This window comes from Pseudomonas sp. MYb60 (assembly GCF_002979555.1).
GTDB lineage: Bacteria > Pseudomonadota > Gammaproteobacteria > Pseudomonadales > Pseudomonadaceae > Aquipseudomonas.
Genome location: NZ_PCOZ01000005.1, coordinates 271388 through 287953, shown reverse-complemented (window position 1 = coordinate 287953; position 16566 = coordinate 271388). Strand labels below are relative to the sequence as shown.

The following is a 16566-nucleotide window of genomic DNA, read 5'->3' as shown; positions in this document are numbered from 1 at the left end:
CTTGCAGGGGCGGGCGTCAGGGAGCTGAATGGCGACCCCTTCTATATATAGAAGGGGCGGCGCAGAGCCTTGGCGTGATGGGATGTATTTGTCAGCGGGGCGAGGTGCTTCAGTGCCTTCGTGCCGATAAATTGCCGGCTGTTTCCGGGCGTATTTGCAGCAGGGTGACTTCTTGAGTTTGACCCTCTAGAATGCATGCCCTTGATTGGGGTCGGAAATGGCCGGCTAACGTCTGTGCAACGAGGAATATCCATGCAAGTTTCTGTTGAAAATACTACTGCTATCGAGCGCCGCCTGAGCATTACCGTGCCGGCAGAGCGTATTGAGACTGCGGTCAACAAGCGTCTGCAGCAGACTGCCCAGAAGGCCAAGATCGCTGGTTTCCGTCCAGGCAAAGTGCCAATGAGCGAAATCAAGCGTCGTTTTGGTGCTGATGCGCGCCAGGAAGCTGTCGGTGACGTGATCCAGGCTTCTTTCTACGAAGCCGTTGTTGAGCATAAGCTGAACCCGGCTGGCTCGCCTTCCATCGAGCCCAAGTCCCTGGAAGTTGGCAAGGACCTGGAATACGTAGCTACGTTCGAAGTGTTCCCTGAATTTGAAGTGGCCGGTTTCGAAGGTATCGAAATCGAGCGTCTGAGCGCCGAAGTAGCTGATTCGGACCTGGACAACATGCTGGAAATCCTGCGCAAGCAGAACACTCGTTTTGAAGTGACCGAGCGTGCCGCTCAGAACGAAGACCAATTGAACATCGATTTCGTTGGCAAGGTTGACGGCGAAGTATTCGCTGGCGGCTCCGCCAAGGGCACCCAGCTGGTGCTGGGTTCCAACCGCATGATCCCTGGCTTCGAAGACGGCCTGGTTGGCGCAAAAGCCGGCGAAGAGCGCGTTCTGAACCTGACTTTCCCTGCTGACTACCAGAACCTGGACCTGGCTGGCAAAGCCGCCGAGTTCACCGTGACCGTCAACAGCGTTTCCGAGCCTAAGCTGCCAGAGCTGAACGAAGAGTTCTTCGCCCAGTTCGGTATCAAGGAAGCGACCCTGGAAGGTTTCCGCACCGAAGTTCGCAAGAACATGGAGCGGGAGCTGCGTCAGGCCATCAAGTCCAAGGTCAAGAACCAGGTCATGGACGGTCTGCTGGCTGCCAACCCGATCGAAGTGCCTAAGGCACTGCTGTCCAACGAAGTGGACCGCCTGCGCGTACAAGCCGTTCAGCAGTTTGGTGGCAACATCAAGCCTGACCAGCTGCCGGCCGAGCTGTTCGAAGAACAAGCCAAGCGCCGCGTTGTGCTGGGCCTGATCGTTGGTGAAGTGGTCAAGCAGTTCGACCTCAAGCCTGACGAAGACCGCGTTCGCGAAATGATCCAGGAAATGGCTTCGGCCTACCAAGAGCCTGAGCAGGTCGTGGCTTGGTACTACAAGAACGATCAGCAGCTGAACGAAGTGCGTTCGGTTGTGCTGGAAGAACAAGTTGTGGATACTGTTCTGCAGAAGGCTAAGGTGACCGATAAAGCGGTCTCTTACGAAGAAGCAGTCAAACCGGCGGAAACAGCACAAGCCGACTGATTGTCCAACTCGTTGGAAATACAACCATAAGCCAGCCTCGCGCTGGCTTATGCGTTTTCAAGACATGACTATTTGGGAGTAACTGCAGAGCATGTTCCGTAATTCCTATATTCAGCAGAACTCTGATATCCAGGCCGCAGGCGGCCTGGTCCCGATGGTTGTCGAGCAGTCCGCTCGTGGCGAACGCGCCTACGACATCTACTCGCGCCTGCTCAAGGAGCGAGTGATCTTTCTGGTTGGTCCGGTAGAGGACTACATGGCCAACCTGATCTGTGCGCAACTGCTGTTCCTTGAAGCGGAAAACCCGGACAAGGACATCCATCTGTACATCAACTCCCCGGGCGGTTCGGTCACTGCTGGCATGTCGATCTACGACACCATGCAGTTCATCAAGCCGAACGTCTCGACCACCTGCATCGGCCAGGCGTGCAGCATGGGCGCGTTCCTGCTGACCGCAGGTGCCGAGGGCAAGCGTTTCTGCCTGCCGAACTCCCGTGTGATGATTCACCAGCCATTGGGCGGTTTCCAGGGCCAGGCTTCGGATATCGAAATCCACGCCAAGGAAATCCTGTTTATTCGTGAGCGTCTCAACTCGCTGATGGCCAAGCACAGCGGGCGCACCCTGGAAGAAATCGAGCGCGACACCAATCGCGACAACTTCATGAGTGCCGAAGCCGCGCAAGCCTATGGCCTGATCGACAAAGTGATTGACCGTCGCCCAGCTTAATTAAGCCGCTCAAAATAGGGCTGGTCGGCATGTCCGACCACTGGCGGGCTTGAAAAAGCCCGCATAAGCCTTCATCTTGTGTTGCAAGCCTATCGGATTTGGATCGAACGAATGACTGACACCCGCAACGGCGAGGACAACGGCAAGCTGCTCTATTGCTCCTTCTGTGGCAAAAGCCAGCATGAAGTGCGCAAGTTGATTGCCGGCCCCTCGGTGTTTATCTGCGACGAGTGCGTCGACCTGTGCAATGACATCATCCGCGAGGAGGTGCAGGAAGCCCAGGCCGAGAGCAGCGCGCATAAATTGCCTTCGCCTAAAGAAATCAGCGGCATCCTTGACCAGTACGTCATCGGTCAAGAGCGTGCAAAGAAGGTTCTGGCCGTAGCGGTGTACAACCACTACAAGCGCTTGAACCAGCGTGACAAGAAAGGCGACGAAGTCGAGCTCGGCAAGAGCAACATCTTGCTGATCGGTCCTACAGGCTCGGGTAAAACCCTGCTTGCGGAAACCCTTGCTCGCCTGTTGAACGTGCCGTTCACTATCGCCGACGCAACCACCCTCACCGAGGCTGGCTACGTGGGTGAAGACGTCGAGAACATCATTCAGAAGCTGCTGCAGAAGTGCGACTACGACGTAGAGAAGGCCCAGATGGGTATTGTCTACATCGACGAAATCGACAAGATCTCGCGCAAGTCCGACAACCCGTCGATCACCCGGGACGTTTCCGGTGAAGGCGTGCAGCAAGCCCTGTTGAAACTGATCGAAGGCACGGTCGCTTCCGTTCCGCCGCAAGGTGGCCGCAAGCATCCGCAGCAGGAATTCCTTCAGGTTGATACGCGCAACATCCTGTTCATCTGTGGCGGTGCATTCTCGGGTCTGGAGAAGGTTATCCAGCAGCGTTCCACCCGCGGTGGCATCGGCTTTGGTGCAGAAGTGCGCAGCAAGGAAGAAGGCAAGAAGGTGGGCGAGTCCCTGCGTGAAGTCGAGCCTGACGATCTGGTCAAGTTCGGTCTGATCCCGGAGTTCGTCGGTCGTCTGCCGGTCCTCGCGACCCTGGACGAGTTGGATGAGGCTGCGTTGATCCAGATCCTCACCGAGCCGAAGAACGCCCTGACCAAGCAATACGGCAAGCTGTTCGAGATGGAAGGTGTGGACCTCGAGTTCCGTACCGATGCCCTCAAGGCCGTGGCCAAGCGGGCACTGGAGCGCAAGACCGGTGCACGGGGCCTGCGTTCGATTCTCGAAGGTGTATTGCTCGACACCATGTACGAAATCCCCTCGCAGTCCGAGGTGAGTAAAGTGGTGATCGACGAAAGCGTCATAGAAGGCAAGTCCAAGCCACTGTATATCTACGAAAACAGTGAGCCGACTGCCAAGGCTGCGCCAGACGCGTAAGCGCCGGGCAGTTTCGGTACAGACAAGGGGCCTTCAGGGGCCCCTTTGTTTTTTGGGCGTTTTTTGTTGCCGGGCGATTCCTGCGTATAACTGCTGGCATTAAGCTTGTTTTTTTCGCAAGCAGCCCCCATCTTGGCTTCAAGCTTATTTTTCATCTGTCATAGAGGCGAAATCATGAAGACCACCATCGAATTGCCTCTCCTGCCGTTGCGTGATGTCGTCGTCTATCCGCACATGGTTATCCCGCTGTTCGTGGGGCGCGAGAAGTCTATCGAAGCCCTCGAGGCCGCGATGACGGGCGACAAGCAAATCCTGCTGTTGGCCCAGAGAAACCCCGCCGACGATGATCCGGGCGAAGACGCCCTGTATCGCGTGGGTACCATTGCCACTGTCCTGCAATTGCTCAAGCTGCCTGATGGCACCGTCAAGGTGCTGGTGGAAGGCGAGCAGCGTGGTGCGGTAGAACGCTTCATGGAGGTGGATGGTCACCTGCGCGCCGAAGTGGCGCTGATCGACGAAGTCGAGGCCCCTGAGCGCGAGTCCGAAGTTTTTGTACGCAGCCTGCTCTCGCAGTTCGAGCAGTATGTGCAGTTGGGCAAGAAAGTCCCGGCTGAAGTCCTGTCGTCCCTCAATAGCATCGATGAGCCAGGCCGTCTGGTCGACACCATGGCCGCGCACATGGCGCTGAAGATCGAGCAGAAGCAGGACATCCTCGAAATCATCGACCTGTCCGCCCGTGTCGAACACGTGCTGGCGCTGCTGGATGCCGAAATTGACCTGTTGCAGGTCGAGAAGCGCATCCGTGGTCGCGTCAAGAAGCAAATGGAGCGCAGCCAGCGCGAGTACTACCTGAATGAGCAGATGAAGGCCATTCAGAAGGAGCTAGGCGACAGCGAAGAAGGCCACAACGAAATCGAAGAGCTGAAAAAGCGCATCGATGCCGCCGGCCTGCCGAAAGATGCCCTGACCAAAGCCACGGCCGAGCTGAACAAGCTCAAGCAAATGTCGCCGATGTCGGCAGAAGCCACCGTGGTGCGTTCCTACATCGATTGGCTGGTGCAGGTGCCGTGGAAGGCCCAGACCAAAGTGCGCCTGGACCTGGCGCGTGCGGAAGACATCCTCGATGCCGACCACTATGGCCTTGAAGAAGTCAAAGAGCGCATCCTCGAATACCTCGCCGTGCAAAAGCGCGTGAAGAAAATTCGTGGCCCGGTGTTGTGCCTGGTCGGTCCGCCTGGCGTGGGTAAAACCTCCCTGGCGGAGTCCATTGCCAACGCCACCAACCGCAAATTCGTGCGCATGGCCCTCGGCGGCGTTCGGGATGAGGCTGAAATTCGTGGTCACCGCCGGACGTACATCGGTTCGATGCCCGGAAGATTGATTCAAAAGATGACGAAAGTCGGCGTGCGCAACCCGCTGTTCCTGCTCGATGAGATCGACAAGATGGGCAGCGACATGCGTGGTGATCCGGCATCGGCTTTGCTGGAAGTGCTCGACCCCGAACAGAACCACAATTTCAATGACCATTACCTGGAAGTCGATTACGACCTGTCCGACGTAATGTTCCTGTGCACCTCCAACTCCATGAACATTCCGCCAGCGTTGCTGGACCGGATGGAGGTGATTCGTCTCCCGGGTTACACCGAAGACGAGAAGATCAACATCGCCGTCAAATACCTCGCGCCCAAGCAGATTTCTGCCAATGGCCTGAAGAAGGGCGAGATCGAATTCGAGGTCGAGTCGATCCGCGACATCATTCGTTACTACACCCGCGAGGCCGGTGTACGGGGCCTGGAGCGCCAGATTGCGAAGATCTGCCGCAAGGCGGTCAAGGAACACGCACTCGAAAAACGCTTCTCGGTGAAGGTCACTGCCGACTCCCTTGAGCACTTCCTGGGTGTGCGCAAATTCCGTTACGGCCTGGCCGAGCAGCAGGATCAAGTGGGTCAGGTGACCGGCCTGGCGTGGACGCAAGTGGGCGGCGAACTGTTGACCATCGAAGCGGCTGTGATTCCTGGCAAGGGCCAGTTGATCAAGACCGGTTCCCTGGGTGACGTGATGGTCGAATCCATCACCGCCGCGCAGACCGTGGTGCGCAGCCGCGCCAAGAGCCTGGGGATTCCCCTGGACTTCCACGAGAAGCACGACACCCACATCCACATGCCGGAAGGTGCGACGCCCAAAGACGGTCCTAGCGCTGGCGTAGGCATGTGCACAGCCTTGGTGTCGGCGCTTACCGGCATCCCGGTGCGTGCGGACGTGGCCATGACCGGCGAAATCACCCTGCGGGGTCAGGTACTCGCCATTGGTGGTTTGAAAGAGAAATTGCTGGCTGCCCACCGTGGCGGTATCAAGACCGTGATCATTCCGGAAGAGAATGTTCGCGACTTGAAGGAAATTCCTGACAACATCAAGCAGGATCTGCAGATTAAACCGGTTAAATGGATTGACGAGGTCCTGCAAATTGCGCTGCAATACGCGCCGGAGCCCTTGCCCGATGTGGCTCCGGAGATAGTTGCCAAGGACGAAAAACGCGAGTCTGATTCCAAGGAAAGAATTAGCACGCATTAATGCGATTAAGCCTGGAGGCTTCCTTGACAGCTTTTTAGAGCCCTTGTTATAAAGCGGCTCTTAAGTGTCTGTAGGCCATTCAGCACTGGTTTTTGCTGTTTACCAAAAAACTTAGAATCATACTCAATAGATATATAAGGGGACTTAGAGTGAACAAGTCGGAACTGATTGATGCTATCGCTGCATCCGCTGATATCCCGAAAGCTGCTGCTGGCCGTGCGCTGGATGCAGTAATCGAATCCGTCACTGGCGCTCTGAAGGCCGGCGACTCCGTTGTACTGGTAGGCTTCGGTACGTTCTCTGTGACTGACCGCCCAGCTCGCACTGGCCGTAACCCACAGACTGGCAAAGCACTGCAAATCGCTGCTGCCAAGAAACCAGGTTTCAAAGCCGGTAAAGCCCTGAAAGAAGCCGTTAACTAAGCTTCGATCCAGCCTTTACCTACCCGGGTCGAACGCAGGTTCGACCTGGCAGCGGAGCGGCAGTTGACCTACGTATTTATCGGGTCGCCACGCCGGGGGGAGAATCCAAGCCCTCGTCCGCTCCGCCAGTTGCGAGAAGGCGCATCCTTGGATGCGCCTTTCTTATATCCGTACTCTACCCACGCTCCACGGTTGCCCATTCTTGAAGTTCAACCGTTTCTGGGGGACGCATGCTGCAAAATATCAGGGACAATTCACAAGGCTGGATTGCCAAGACCATTATCGGGATCATCGTCGCGTTGATGGCGTTTACCGGTATCGAAGCCATTTTCCAGGCCTCGGGTAACAACAAGCAGGACGTAGCCAAGGTCAACGGTGAAGAAATCACCCAGACCGAGTTGAGCCAGGCCGTCGACATGCAACGTCGCCAGTTGATGCAACAGCTGGGCAAGGATTTCGATGCCTCCCTGCTGGACGAAAAACTGCTGCGCGATGCGGCCCTCAAGGGTCTGATCGATCGCAAGCTGCTGCTGCAAGGCGCTGCTGATTCCAAGTTCGGCTTCTCTGAAGCGGCACTGGACCAAGTGATCCTGCAGACGCCCGAATTCCAGGTGGATGGCCAGTTCAACGCTGAACGCTTCGACCAGGTGATCCGTCAGCTGGGCTACAGCCGTCTGCAATTCCGTCAGATGATGACCCAGGAAATGCTCATCGGTCAGGTCCGTGCGGGTATCGCTGGCAGCGGTTTCGTCACCGATGCCGAGGTGCTGGCATTCGCCCGTCTGGAAAAACAGACCCGCGATTTCGCCACCGTCAACATCAAGGCCAACCCAGCGGCGGTGAAAATCACCGACGACGAGGTCAAGGCCTACTATGACCAGCACGCCAAAGAGTTCATGACCCCGGACCAGGTCGTTATCGACTACCTGGAATTGAAGAAGTCGTCGTTCTTCGACCAGGTCAGTGTCAAGGATGAAGAGCTGCAGGCTGCCTATCAGAAAGAAACCGCCAACCTCGCTGAACAGCGTCGTGCCGCGCATATCCTGATTGAAGTCAACGACAAGGTCACCGACGCGCAAGCCAAGGCCAAGATCGAAGACATCCAGGCACGCCTGGCCAAAGGTGAGAAGTTCGAAGCCCTGGCCAAGGAGTTCTCCCAGGATCCAGGTTCGGCCAACACCGGCGGCGACCTCGGTTTCGCCGGTCCTGGCGTCTACGATCCGGACTTCGAAACTGCGTTGTACGCGCTGAACAAGGACCAGGTCTCGGCGCCGGTGCGCAGCACCTTCGGCTGGCACCTGATCAAGCTGTTGGGCGTTGAAGCACCGCAAGTGCCGACCTTTGCCAGCCTCAAAGACAAGCTTACCAAAGAGCTCAAGACCCAGCAGGTCGAGCAGCGTTTTGTCGAGGCGACCAAGCAATTGGAAGACGCGGCATTCGAAGCCTCCGACCTGGCTCAGCCAGCGTCCGACCTCAAGCTGACCGTTCACACCTCCGCGCCGTTTGGCCGTGAAGGTGGCGAAGGTGTTGCGGCCAACCGTGCCGTGGTCACTGCAGCGTTCAGCCCGGAAGTGCTGGATGAAGGTGCCAACAGTTCGGCCATCGAGCTGGACCCGGAAACCATCATCGTGCTGCGAGCCAAGGAGCATCTGAAGCCTTCGCAATTGCCGCTGGAAAGCGTTGCAGTGGCGATTCGTGCCCAGTTGACCAAGGAACGCGCCAGTGCAGCAGCCAAGACCCACGCTGACGAGCTGATCGCCAGCCTGCGTGATGGCAAGTCTGCGCTGAACCAGCCGGTCGACGGCCAGGCGTGGAAGGTGACTGAAGCGGCGACCCGTGGTCAGGAGTCGATTGATCCTGCGGTGCTGCAAGCCGTGTTCCGCATGCCCAAGCCTGCGGCCAAGGACAAGCCGACCTTCACCACCGTGACCCTGGCTGACGGTAGCCTGATGATCGTGCGCTTGAACGGTGTCAACGAAGCGGCAGCCCCGACGGACGATGAAAAGGCGCAATACCGCCGCTTCCTCGCTTCCCGTGTGGGCCAGCAGGACTTCGCGGCGTACCGCAAGCAGTTGGAAGCCAAGGCTGACATCAAGAAGTTCTGATGTAGCCCTGAATAAAAACGCCCTCGGCCTGAAAAGACCGGGGGCGTTTTTTTATGGGCGTTTGACCACGGCCAGCAACATCAGCAGGACGACCGTCCAGGGGAATGCTGTTACGCCCCAATTCTGTAACAACACGCCGCCCGCCAACCCACCCCCGGCAATCCCCAGGTTCCATACCGTTACCAGCATCGATTGCGCGGCATCCGCCGACGCACCTGCCGACTTGGCCAACGCGGTTTGCAGCAACGCCGGCAGGCCGCCGAACGCCAGGCCCCAGCACGCCACGGCGATGTAGATCACGGTCGGCGAGGTGATCCACAACGCCAGCGCCAGCGCAATCAGGCCAAACAATGCGCAACTGATCAGCAGCAAGGTACGCAGCCAGCGGTCGATCCACACACCGGCCAGCCAAATGCTCAACAGGGCAGCGAGACCGAACACCAGCAATATCCGGTCGATCTGGGCTGCGATTCCAGCTGGCGCCAACAGCGGGGCGATGTAGGTGTAGAGAATGTTGTGGGCCAGCACGTAGGTAAACGTGACCCATAGCACCGGACGGATGCCTGGCAAGGTCAGCACCTGCCGCAGTGCCAGTCGCTGCTGCGCGGGCAGGCCGGCAAAGTCCGGCAGTTGCCAGCGCGCCCACACCAGCAGCACCAGGGTCAGGCCGCTCATGATCGCAAAGCTCAGGCGCCAACCCACCACTGTGCCCAGCCAGGTGCCTGCCGGCACGCCCAGGGACAACGCCAGCGGCGCACCCAGCATGGCCACCGCAATCGCCCGACCCTGCAAGTGCGGTGCAACCATCCGGCTGGCATACCCGGCCAGCAGCGCCCACAGCAAACCGGCGAACACACCGGCAAAAAAACGCGCCACCAGGGTCAGGCCGTAGTGGCTGGACAGGGCCGTCACACTGTTGACCAGTGCAAAGCCGCCGATGGCCAGCAACAGCAGGGGTCGCCGTCGCCAGCCACGTGTCAACAAGGTCAACGGGATGGCGGCCAGCAGTGATCCCAGGGCATACACGGTGACCAGTTGGCCCACCAGTGCGGGCGACACACCCAGGCCCGTGCCCATTTGCGGCAACAGGCCGGCGGGCATGGCCTCGGTGAGGATGGTGATAAAACCGGCACACGCCAGTGCCAACAGCCCGCCCAGGGGCAACGTTTCCCGGGAGGTGGTTGCAAGTGAAGTCATGACGCTCTGTCCATGTAAAAGGGTACGGGCAGAGTAGGGGGCTGTGATCAGTGGAAAAACAGGCTAAGGTTCCGAACTTATCGGACATTGGAGTCCGCAATCATTGAGGAATGGATCATGGACAGCCTCGGTAGCCTATCGGTCTTCGTGCAGGTCGCGGAAACCCGCAGCTTTACGGCGGCCGCTCGTGTGTTGGGCGTGTCGTCATCGGCGGTGGGCAAAAGCGTCGCGCGCATGGAAGAGCGCCTGGGTGTGCGGCTGTTTCATCGCAGCACCCGCAGCATCACGCTGACCGGCGAAGGTGCGCTGTTTCTCGAGCGCTCCCGGCGCATCCTTGCCGAGGTCGAAGCGGCCGAGCGTGAGCTCACCGACGCCAGCGCCACACCTCGCGGCAAATTACGCATCAGCGTGCCGCAGGTGCGCGGCTTGTTGATGCCGGTACTCAGTGACTTTATGCGGGCTTATCCGCAGATCGAACTGGACGTGGATTTTTCCGACCGCATGGTGGACGTCATCGAAGAAGGCTTCGACGCGGTGATTCGCACCGGCAAGCCGGAAGATTCGCGCCTTATGGCCCGACACCTGGGGCATTACCACTTGGTGATCGTCGGCACGCCCGCGTATTTTTCCCTGCACGGCATCCCGCGGGAAACTGCGCAGTTGAGTGATCACGCCTGCCTTCGCCACAAGTTCTGCGCCACCGGCAAGCTTGAAGCCTGGCCGTTGCGCCTGGAATCCGGTGCGGCTGAGCCCACGTTGCGCAGCCCTTTGGTGAGCACCACCATCGAGTCGCTTTACCATGTGGTGAACGAAGGGCTGGGCATTGCCTGCCTGCCGGACTATATGGTCAACCAGGCGGTCGGCGAAGGGCGTCTGCAACGGGTGCTGGATGACCACCTCGAACACCAAGGCAGTTTCTGGATGTTATGGCCATCAAGTCGCCATGCCTCAGCCAAATTGCGCGTGTTCATTGACCACATGTGCGCTCGGCTATTTCCCACTTCCTCCGTGGCTTGATCCTGTGACGTTTTACCGACAGGAATGCGCGCGCCAAGGCTACGTTCTGTTGCACAATACCGCCCGGACTGTTTTCCTCAGGATTTTCAATGTCGACATCATTTCACTTGCGTTGCCTCGGGCTGGCGCTGGTGTTGGCGGGCGCCGCGGGCTGCTCGTCACCCAAGACCGCTATTTACGAACATGAAAATTTCGACGATTCCGGCACGTTCTCCCGGGGTTATCCCGTCAGTGACGTGGCCGCGTGCGAAGCCGCGCGCCGTGCCTTGCTGAGCCAGGGCTACATCATCACCAGTAACGACCCGAAACTGGTGGCCGGTAACAAGAGCTTCCAGCAGACCGGCGAGAGCCATTTGCAGATCAGCTTCAGCGTGGTGTGTGCCGATGATGGCAAAGGCACCAACCACTCGACGATGTTCGCCAACGCCTTGCAGGATCGCTATGCGTTGAAGAAGGTCAATAACTCTGCGAGCCTGGGTGTCGGCGTGCTGGGTTCGGTGTCGATGCCGATTGGCTCCACCGATGATTCGATGGTCAAGGTGGCGAGCGAGACCGTTTCGGCGCCGAAGTTCTACGACCGTTACTTCGCGTTGGTCGACGTGTTCCTGCCACAGGAAGTGAAGAAGGCCGAGCATATTCCCGAAGCGCCGAAGGCTGACCTGGGCGTTCCGGAGCCGAAGGCCGCGCCGCTTGTCGAGCCGGTCGCAGCACCGAAGGAAGAGCCTGCTGCTGCAGAGCCGGTGGCGCCGCCTGCCGAAGCCGCACCGATAGCCCCGCAAGCCGAACCCGCACCGGCGACCAGCAATCCTGAACTCCCGGCACCGACGGAAGCGATACCGCCATTGCCGACGCCGGCGCAGTAAGCCAGCCCCTGCAGGACTGCGTTGGCTCGCTCGGATAAATTCGCCCAACCCTGCTACGTTTAATCATGAAGTGCGGGAACGTCATGGCGCAGACATATTTTCGTCATGACGGCACTTTAGGCTGGCGATACAGGTCATTACCTGTAACCGCTATGGATTAAAAGGGAGATCACGATGGACGATTATCAGGAAGAACTGCTCGAGTACCACGCGATTGAGTTGGACCCGCTGGAACCTGCAGACGACGCGACAGAGCTGTAAGACCGGCTTCAGGCGGAATGCCGCTGACTGCGGCGAAATTCCCCTGGAGTCTGGTTGTTCCACCGCCGGAAGGCCCGTTGAAACGCCTGGGCCGAGGCAAAGCCGAGCAAGTAGGCGATCTCGCCGAATGCCAGTTCCGTGTCGCGAATGTAGGTCATTGCCAGGTCGCGGCGGGTGTCGTTGAGAATGGCGCGAAACTGGGTGCCTTCTTCGGTCAGTTTGCGGCGCAGTGTCCAGGTAGGCAGCTTCAAGCGTGCCGCCACTTCCTCCAGGTCGGGTTCCCGGCCGCCATTGAGCATCGGCCCGAGCAACCTGGTAATGCGCTCGCGCAGGCTGCGAGTGCGGGTCAATTGCTCCAACTCCCGCTCACAAAGCTGTAACAACAGGTTCCAGGTGCTGGGGCAGTGCTGCGGGTTACGCAGCGCCAACGTGTGCTGGCTCAGGCGCAGTTGGTTGGACTCGGCGCCGAACTGAATCGGTCCGTCACCCAGCAGGGCGTACTGTTCGCTGTAGTCCGGCGCCTCGAATTCGATTTCGATGCGTTGCGCGTGCACCGGCTGCTGCACCAATCCCGACAACTGAAACAGCCAGCCGGCGATGATCGAGTCCACCACAAAGCGGTTATAGGCGTTATACGGGCTGATGGAATAGAAGCGTAGCCAGGCGCCCTCGGCATCTTCGTGAAAGCTCGATTGCCCGCGGTAGTTGGTGCCATACAGCGCTTCAAAGCGGGTCAGCGTGCGGGCCGCTTCACGCACATTCGGCGCCTGGGCGGCGGTGACACCGGCCAGGCCGGCCTGGCTCAGGCGGCTGAGCTGGCCCATGCGCAGGCCCAGGCCCGCGTCACCGGTAAGCTGGATGGCGGCATGGCCCAGGCGCATATAGCGCGGGATCGACAAGCGCGCACCGGCTTCGGCGAGTCGCGCGGGGTCAAGGCCGTATTGCAGCAGCAGCGGTTGGGGATCCTGGCCGTGGCTTTGGACAGCATCCGCCAGGGTGTGCACGAAGCCCACCGACAGGTCCCCCAGCCGGACGGGCTTCACAGCCAGACATTCAACAAGCGCGCGCCACGGGATTCACCGTCGGCGTTGACGTGGCCGTTGTTGCTGAGAAAGCTGTGCCCGGCCGTGCCCAGGTCCCAGAATTGCCCGCGCAGGAACACACTCATGCCCGCGGTTGCCTGGCTGACGGGCTGCTGGCTGATCAGCGTGAGGCGGCGCCAGGCTTCACCTTCGCTGAGTTCCTCAGGCTTTAGGCTGATTTCCGGCGGAGTCGACACGCTCTTGAACCCCCGCCATGGCCGGTCCCACGTGTCGCGCCCGAGGACGAACGCCGGTACCGCGATCAATTGCGCGCCCTGCGCGTTGAGCTTGCGATAGTTATCCGGGTACCAGCTGTCACTGCCCACCAGCACACCGAGGCGACCGGCCGGCGTGTCGACCACGTTGACGATGTTTTCATCACCCGGCTCGATAAATCCGCGCTCATCGTAGATAGGGTAGAGCTGACGCTGCGGCTGGCCTACCGGCAAACCGTTGGGGTTGAACACCAGGCTCGCGTTGTACAGCGCACCCTGACCGATCACCAATTGCTCCTGCTCCACCCTTGGGTTGGGCAGGGTAATGGAACCGGCCACCAGGGTGACGCCAAACTCTTTCGCCAGCCCACCAAACAGCGCCTGGTAGTCGCGGGCCATGGCGGCGGCTTTCATGCGCAGGTAGGCATCTTCGGTGCGATTGTCGCCGGTTGCGCTGATCCAGGCGCGGGCGAACAGGAACGGGTTGCTGGCCGACAGCCAATTCATCGCTTCCTTGGCGTGCAGGGCCTGGTAGACCTCGTTTTTTTCACCCTTGAGCATCAGCCAGGTGCCAATGTGTTCCGGCAGCACCACGACGGTCTTGTCGTTGACCAGCCCTTGGTCCCGGGCGTTTTGCAGGTAGGCCGCAAGCTTCAGGTGCAGGCGTTCCAGGCTCTGGTAATCGGCGGGGAACAGTTCAGGCTGGATGCCCAGCAGGTTGCCGCGATCGGCGGGCTCGCCCTCGTTGACGGCGAGGGTGACGCGCAGGTCGGACAAGTAATGCGCCACGGGGCGCTGCTCGGTCCAGACCAGGTAAGAGGAAAGGGCGGCAACCAGGGCCATGACAAAGGTGAACGCTAGGATTTTACGCATGGGGCTACAGACAACAGACCGGGTGCTGGGTTCGCCGACTAGGGTAGGGGGCCTGCGTCGGCTTGCCAAGGGGCAGTGTGCATTTGGATCAATAACTTGTGAGTTTCGGTCATTGAGCGCATTCCCGGTGCCTTTTAGTCTGTGGGACATAAACCGATGGCATGCCGTTCGAGCGCGCCACGTCCCGTGATGATCCGTTGTGGAGCTGTACCATGACCGCTGCTTCTTACCCGCATTTGCTGGCCCCGTTGGACCTGGGTTTCACCACCTTGCGCAACCGCACCCTGATGGGTTCGATGCACACCGGCCTGGAAGAGAAACCCGGCGGTTTCGAGCGCATGGCTGCCTACTTTGCCGAGCGTGCCCGTGGCGGCGTGGGCCTGATGGTCACCGGCGGCATTGGCCCCAACGATGAGGGTGGCGTGTATGCCGGCGCGGCCAAGCTGACCACTGACGAAGAAGCGCAGAAGCACAGGATCGTGACCCAGGCCGTGCACGCCGCGGGTGGCAAGATCTGCATGCAGATCCTGCATGCCGGTCGTTACGCCTACAGCCCCAAGCAGGTGGCACCGAGCGCGATCCAGGCGCCAATCAACCCATTCAAACCCAAGGAGCTGGACGAAGAAGGCATCGAGAAGCAGATCCAGGACTTCATCACCTGCTCGCTGCTCGCCCAGGTCGCCGAGTATGACGGCGTTGAAATCATGGGTTCCGAAGGCTACTTCATTAATCAGTTCCTTGCCGCGCATACCAACCATCGCACCGACCGTTGGGGTGGCAGCTATGAAAATCGCATGCGTCTGCCCGTGGAAATCGTGCGCCGGGTGCGTGATGCCGTAGGCCCGAATTTCATCATCATCTTCCGCCTGTCGATGCTCGACCTGGTGGAAGGCGGCAGCACCTGGGAAGAAATCGTGCAGCTGGCCAAGGCCATCGAGCAGGCCGGTGCGACGATCATCAACACTGGCATCGGCTGGCACGAAGCGCGCATCCCGACCATCGCCACCAAAGTGCCACGCGGTGCCTTCAGCAAGGTCACCGCCAAGCTGCGCGGCGCGGTGCAGATTCCGCTGATCACCACCAACCGCATCAACACCCCGGAGATCGCCGAGCAGATCCTCGCCGAAGGCGATGCGGACATGGTGTCGATGGCGCGGCCGTTCCTGGCCGACCCGGAGTTCGTCAACAAGGCGGCTGCCGGGCGTGCCGATGAGATCAACACCTGCATCGGCTGCAACCAGGCCTGCCTGGACCACACCTTCGGCGGCAAGCTCACCACCTGCCTGGTCAACCCGCGGGCGTGCTACGAGACGGAGCTGAATTACCTGCCGGTGCAGCAGATCAAGAAGATCGCCGTAGTCGGCGCCGGCCCGGCGGGTCTGGCGGCGGCGACGGTCGCCGCCGAGCGTGGCCACCAGGTGACGCTGTTTGATTCCGCCAGCGAAATCGGCGGCCAGTTCAACATCGCCAAGCGTGTGCCGGGCAAGGAAGAATTCTTCGAAACCCTGCGCTATTTCAAGCGCAAGTTGCAGACCACCCACGTGGAGCTGTGCCTCGACACGCGGGTGGACGTGGAACAACTGAAGGCCGGCGGCTACGACGAGGTCATCCTGGCCACTGGCATCGCACCGCGTACACCGGCGATTCCAGGGGTGGAGCATGCCAAGGTGCTGAGTTACCTGGATGTGATTCTCGAACGCAAGCCGGTGGGCAAGCGCGTGGCGGTAATCGGCGCGGGCGGCATCGGTTTCGACGTGTCGGAATTTCTTGTGCACCAGGGCGTGTCTACCAGCCTGGACCGCGAAGCTTTCTGGAAGGAGTGGGGCATCGACACTCGATTGCAGGCACGAGGCGGCGTGGCCGGGGTGAAAGCCCAGGTGCATGCACCGGCGCGTGAAGTGTTCCTGCTGCAACGCAAGGCGTCGAAGGTTGGTGACGGCCTGGGCAAGACCACCGGTTGGATCCACCGCACCGGTTTGAAGAACAAGCAGGTGCAGATGCTCAACAGCGTCGAGTACCTGAAAATCGACGACGAGGGCCTGCACATCCGCATCGGTGCCGAGGGTGAGCCCCAGGTGCTGGCGGTGGACAACATCGTCATCTGCGCCGGCCAGGACCCACTGCGCGAACTGCACGATGGCCTGGTGGCAGCGGGGCAGAACGTGCACCTGATTGGCGGCGCCGATGTGGCGGCCGAGTTGGATGCCAAACGCGCCATCAATCAGGGCTCGCGACTGGCCGCCGAGCTGTAAGGCGACATACACTGCGCGCCTTT

General features: G+C 59.8%; 12 protein-coding genes. 9 read left to right on the top strand and 3 right to left on the bottom strand.

Features of this window, described 5'->3' with window-relative positions; translation table 11 throughout:
- Window positions 1-252 precede the first annotated feature (252 nt).
- The 6 genes from tig (at window position 253) to CQ041_RS11110 (ending at window position 8783) form a co-directional block, all read left to right on the top strand.
- Window positions 253-1563 (top strand): trigger factor, encoded by a 1311-nt coding sequence (gene tig, locus CQ041_RS11135; RefSeq protein WP_105522685.1) that lies wholly within the window; start codon window positions 253-255, stop codon window positions 1561-1563.
- Window positions 1564-1654: 91 nt separating this feature from the next.
- Window positions 1655-2290 (top strand): ATP-dependent Clp endopeptidase proteolytic subunit ClpP, encoded by a 636-nt coding sequence (gene clpP, locus CQ041_RS11130; RefSeq protein ID WP_105522686.1) that lies wholly within the window; start codon window positions 1655-1657, stop codon window positions 2288-2290.
- Window positions 2291-2401: 111 nt separating this feature from the next.
- Window positions 2402-3685: an ATP-dependent Clp protease ATP-binding subunit ClpX gene (gene clpX, locus CQ041_RS11125; RefSeq protein ID WP_105522687.1), complete on the top strand. Its 1284-nt coding sequence runs from the start codon at window positions 2402-2404 to the stop codon at window positions 3683-3685.
- 174 nt (window positions 3686-3859) lie between these two features.
- Window positions 3860-6256: an endopeptidase La gene (lon, locus tag CQ041_RS11120; RefSeq protein ID WP_105522688.1), complete on the top strand. Its 2397-nt coding sequence runs from the start codon at window positions 3860-3862 to the stop codon at window positions 6254-6256.
- A 149-nt stretch (window positions 6257-6405) separates the two neighbouring features.
- Window positions 6406-6678 (top strand): HU family DNA-binding protein, encoded by a 273-nt coding sequence (locus tag CQ041_RS11115; RefSeq protein WP_003174819.1) that lies wholly within the window; start codon window positions 6406-6408, stop codon window positions 6676-6678.
- 230 nt (window positions 6679-6908) lie between these two features.
- Window positions 6909-8783, top strand: coding sequence for a SurA N-terminal domain-containing protein (locus CQ041_RS11110; protein ID WP_105522689.1), 1875 nt, complete (start codon window positions 6909-6911; stop codon window positions 8781-8783).
- 51 nt (window positions 8784-8834) lie between these two features.
- Here CQ041_RS11110 and CQ041_RS11105 read toward each other — a convergent pair whose 3' ends face one another.
- A complete protein-coding gene (locus CQ041_RS11105) occupies window positions 8835-9980 on the bottom strand; it encodes an MFS transporter (protein WP_105522690.1) in 1146 nt (381 codons plus the stop codon).
- 117 nt (window positions 9981-10097) lie between these two features.
- Between CQ041_RS11105 and CQ041_RS11100 the strand changes: the two genes are divergently transcribed.
- Together CQ041_RS11100 and CQ041_RS11095 are read left to right on the top strand one after the other, a co-directional pair.
- The gene (locus CQ041_RS11100) at window positions 10098-10997 is read left to right on the top strand and encodes a LysR substrate-binding domain-containing protein (protein ID WP_105522691.1); all 900 of its coding nucleotides are present in this window, start codon (window positions 10098-10100) and stop codon (window positions 10995-10997) included.
- An 89-nt stretch (window positions 10998-11086) separates the two neighbouring features.
- A complete protein-coding gene (locus CQ041_RS11095; protein ID WP_105522692.1) occupies window positions 11087-11860 on the top strand; it encodes a DUF2242 domain-containing protein in 774 nt (257 codons plus the stop codon).
- 269 nt (window positions 11861-12129) lie between these two features.
- On the opposite strand, the gene CQ041_RS11090 is transcribed toward CQ041_RS11095, so the two are convergent.
- Both CQ041_RS11090 and CQ041_RS11085 read right to left on the bottom strand, forming a co-directional pair.
- Window positions 12130-13164 (bottom strand): AraC family transcriptional regulator, encoded by a 1035-nt coding sequence (locus CQ041_RS11090; protein WP_105522693.1) that lies wholly within the window; start codon window positions 13162-13164, stop codon window positions 12130-12132.
- On the bottom strand, window positions 13161-14291 hold the full coding sequence (locus CQ041_RS11085; RefSeq protein ID WP_105522694.1) for a carbon-nitrogen hydrolase family protein: 1131 nt from the start codon (window positions 14289-14291) through the stop codon (window positions 13161-13163). The genes CQ041_RS11090 and CQ041_RS11085 overlap by 4 nt, the downstream gene beginning before the upstream one ends.
- Window positions 14292-14503: 212 nt before the next feature.
- Here CQ041_RS11085 and CQ041_RS11080 point away from each other — a divergent pair, with 212 nt between their 5' ends.
- Window positions 14504-16543, top strand: a complete 2040-nt coding sequence (locus tag CQ041_RS11080; protein WP_105522695.1) for an NADPH-dependent 2,4-dienoyl-CoA reductase — start codon at window positions 14504-14506, stop codon at window positions 16541-16543.
- Window positions 16544-16566: the final 23 nt, after the last annotated feature.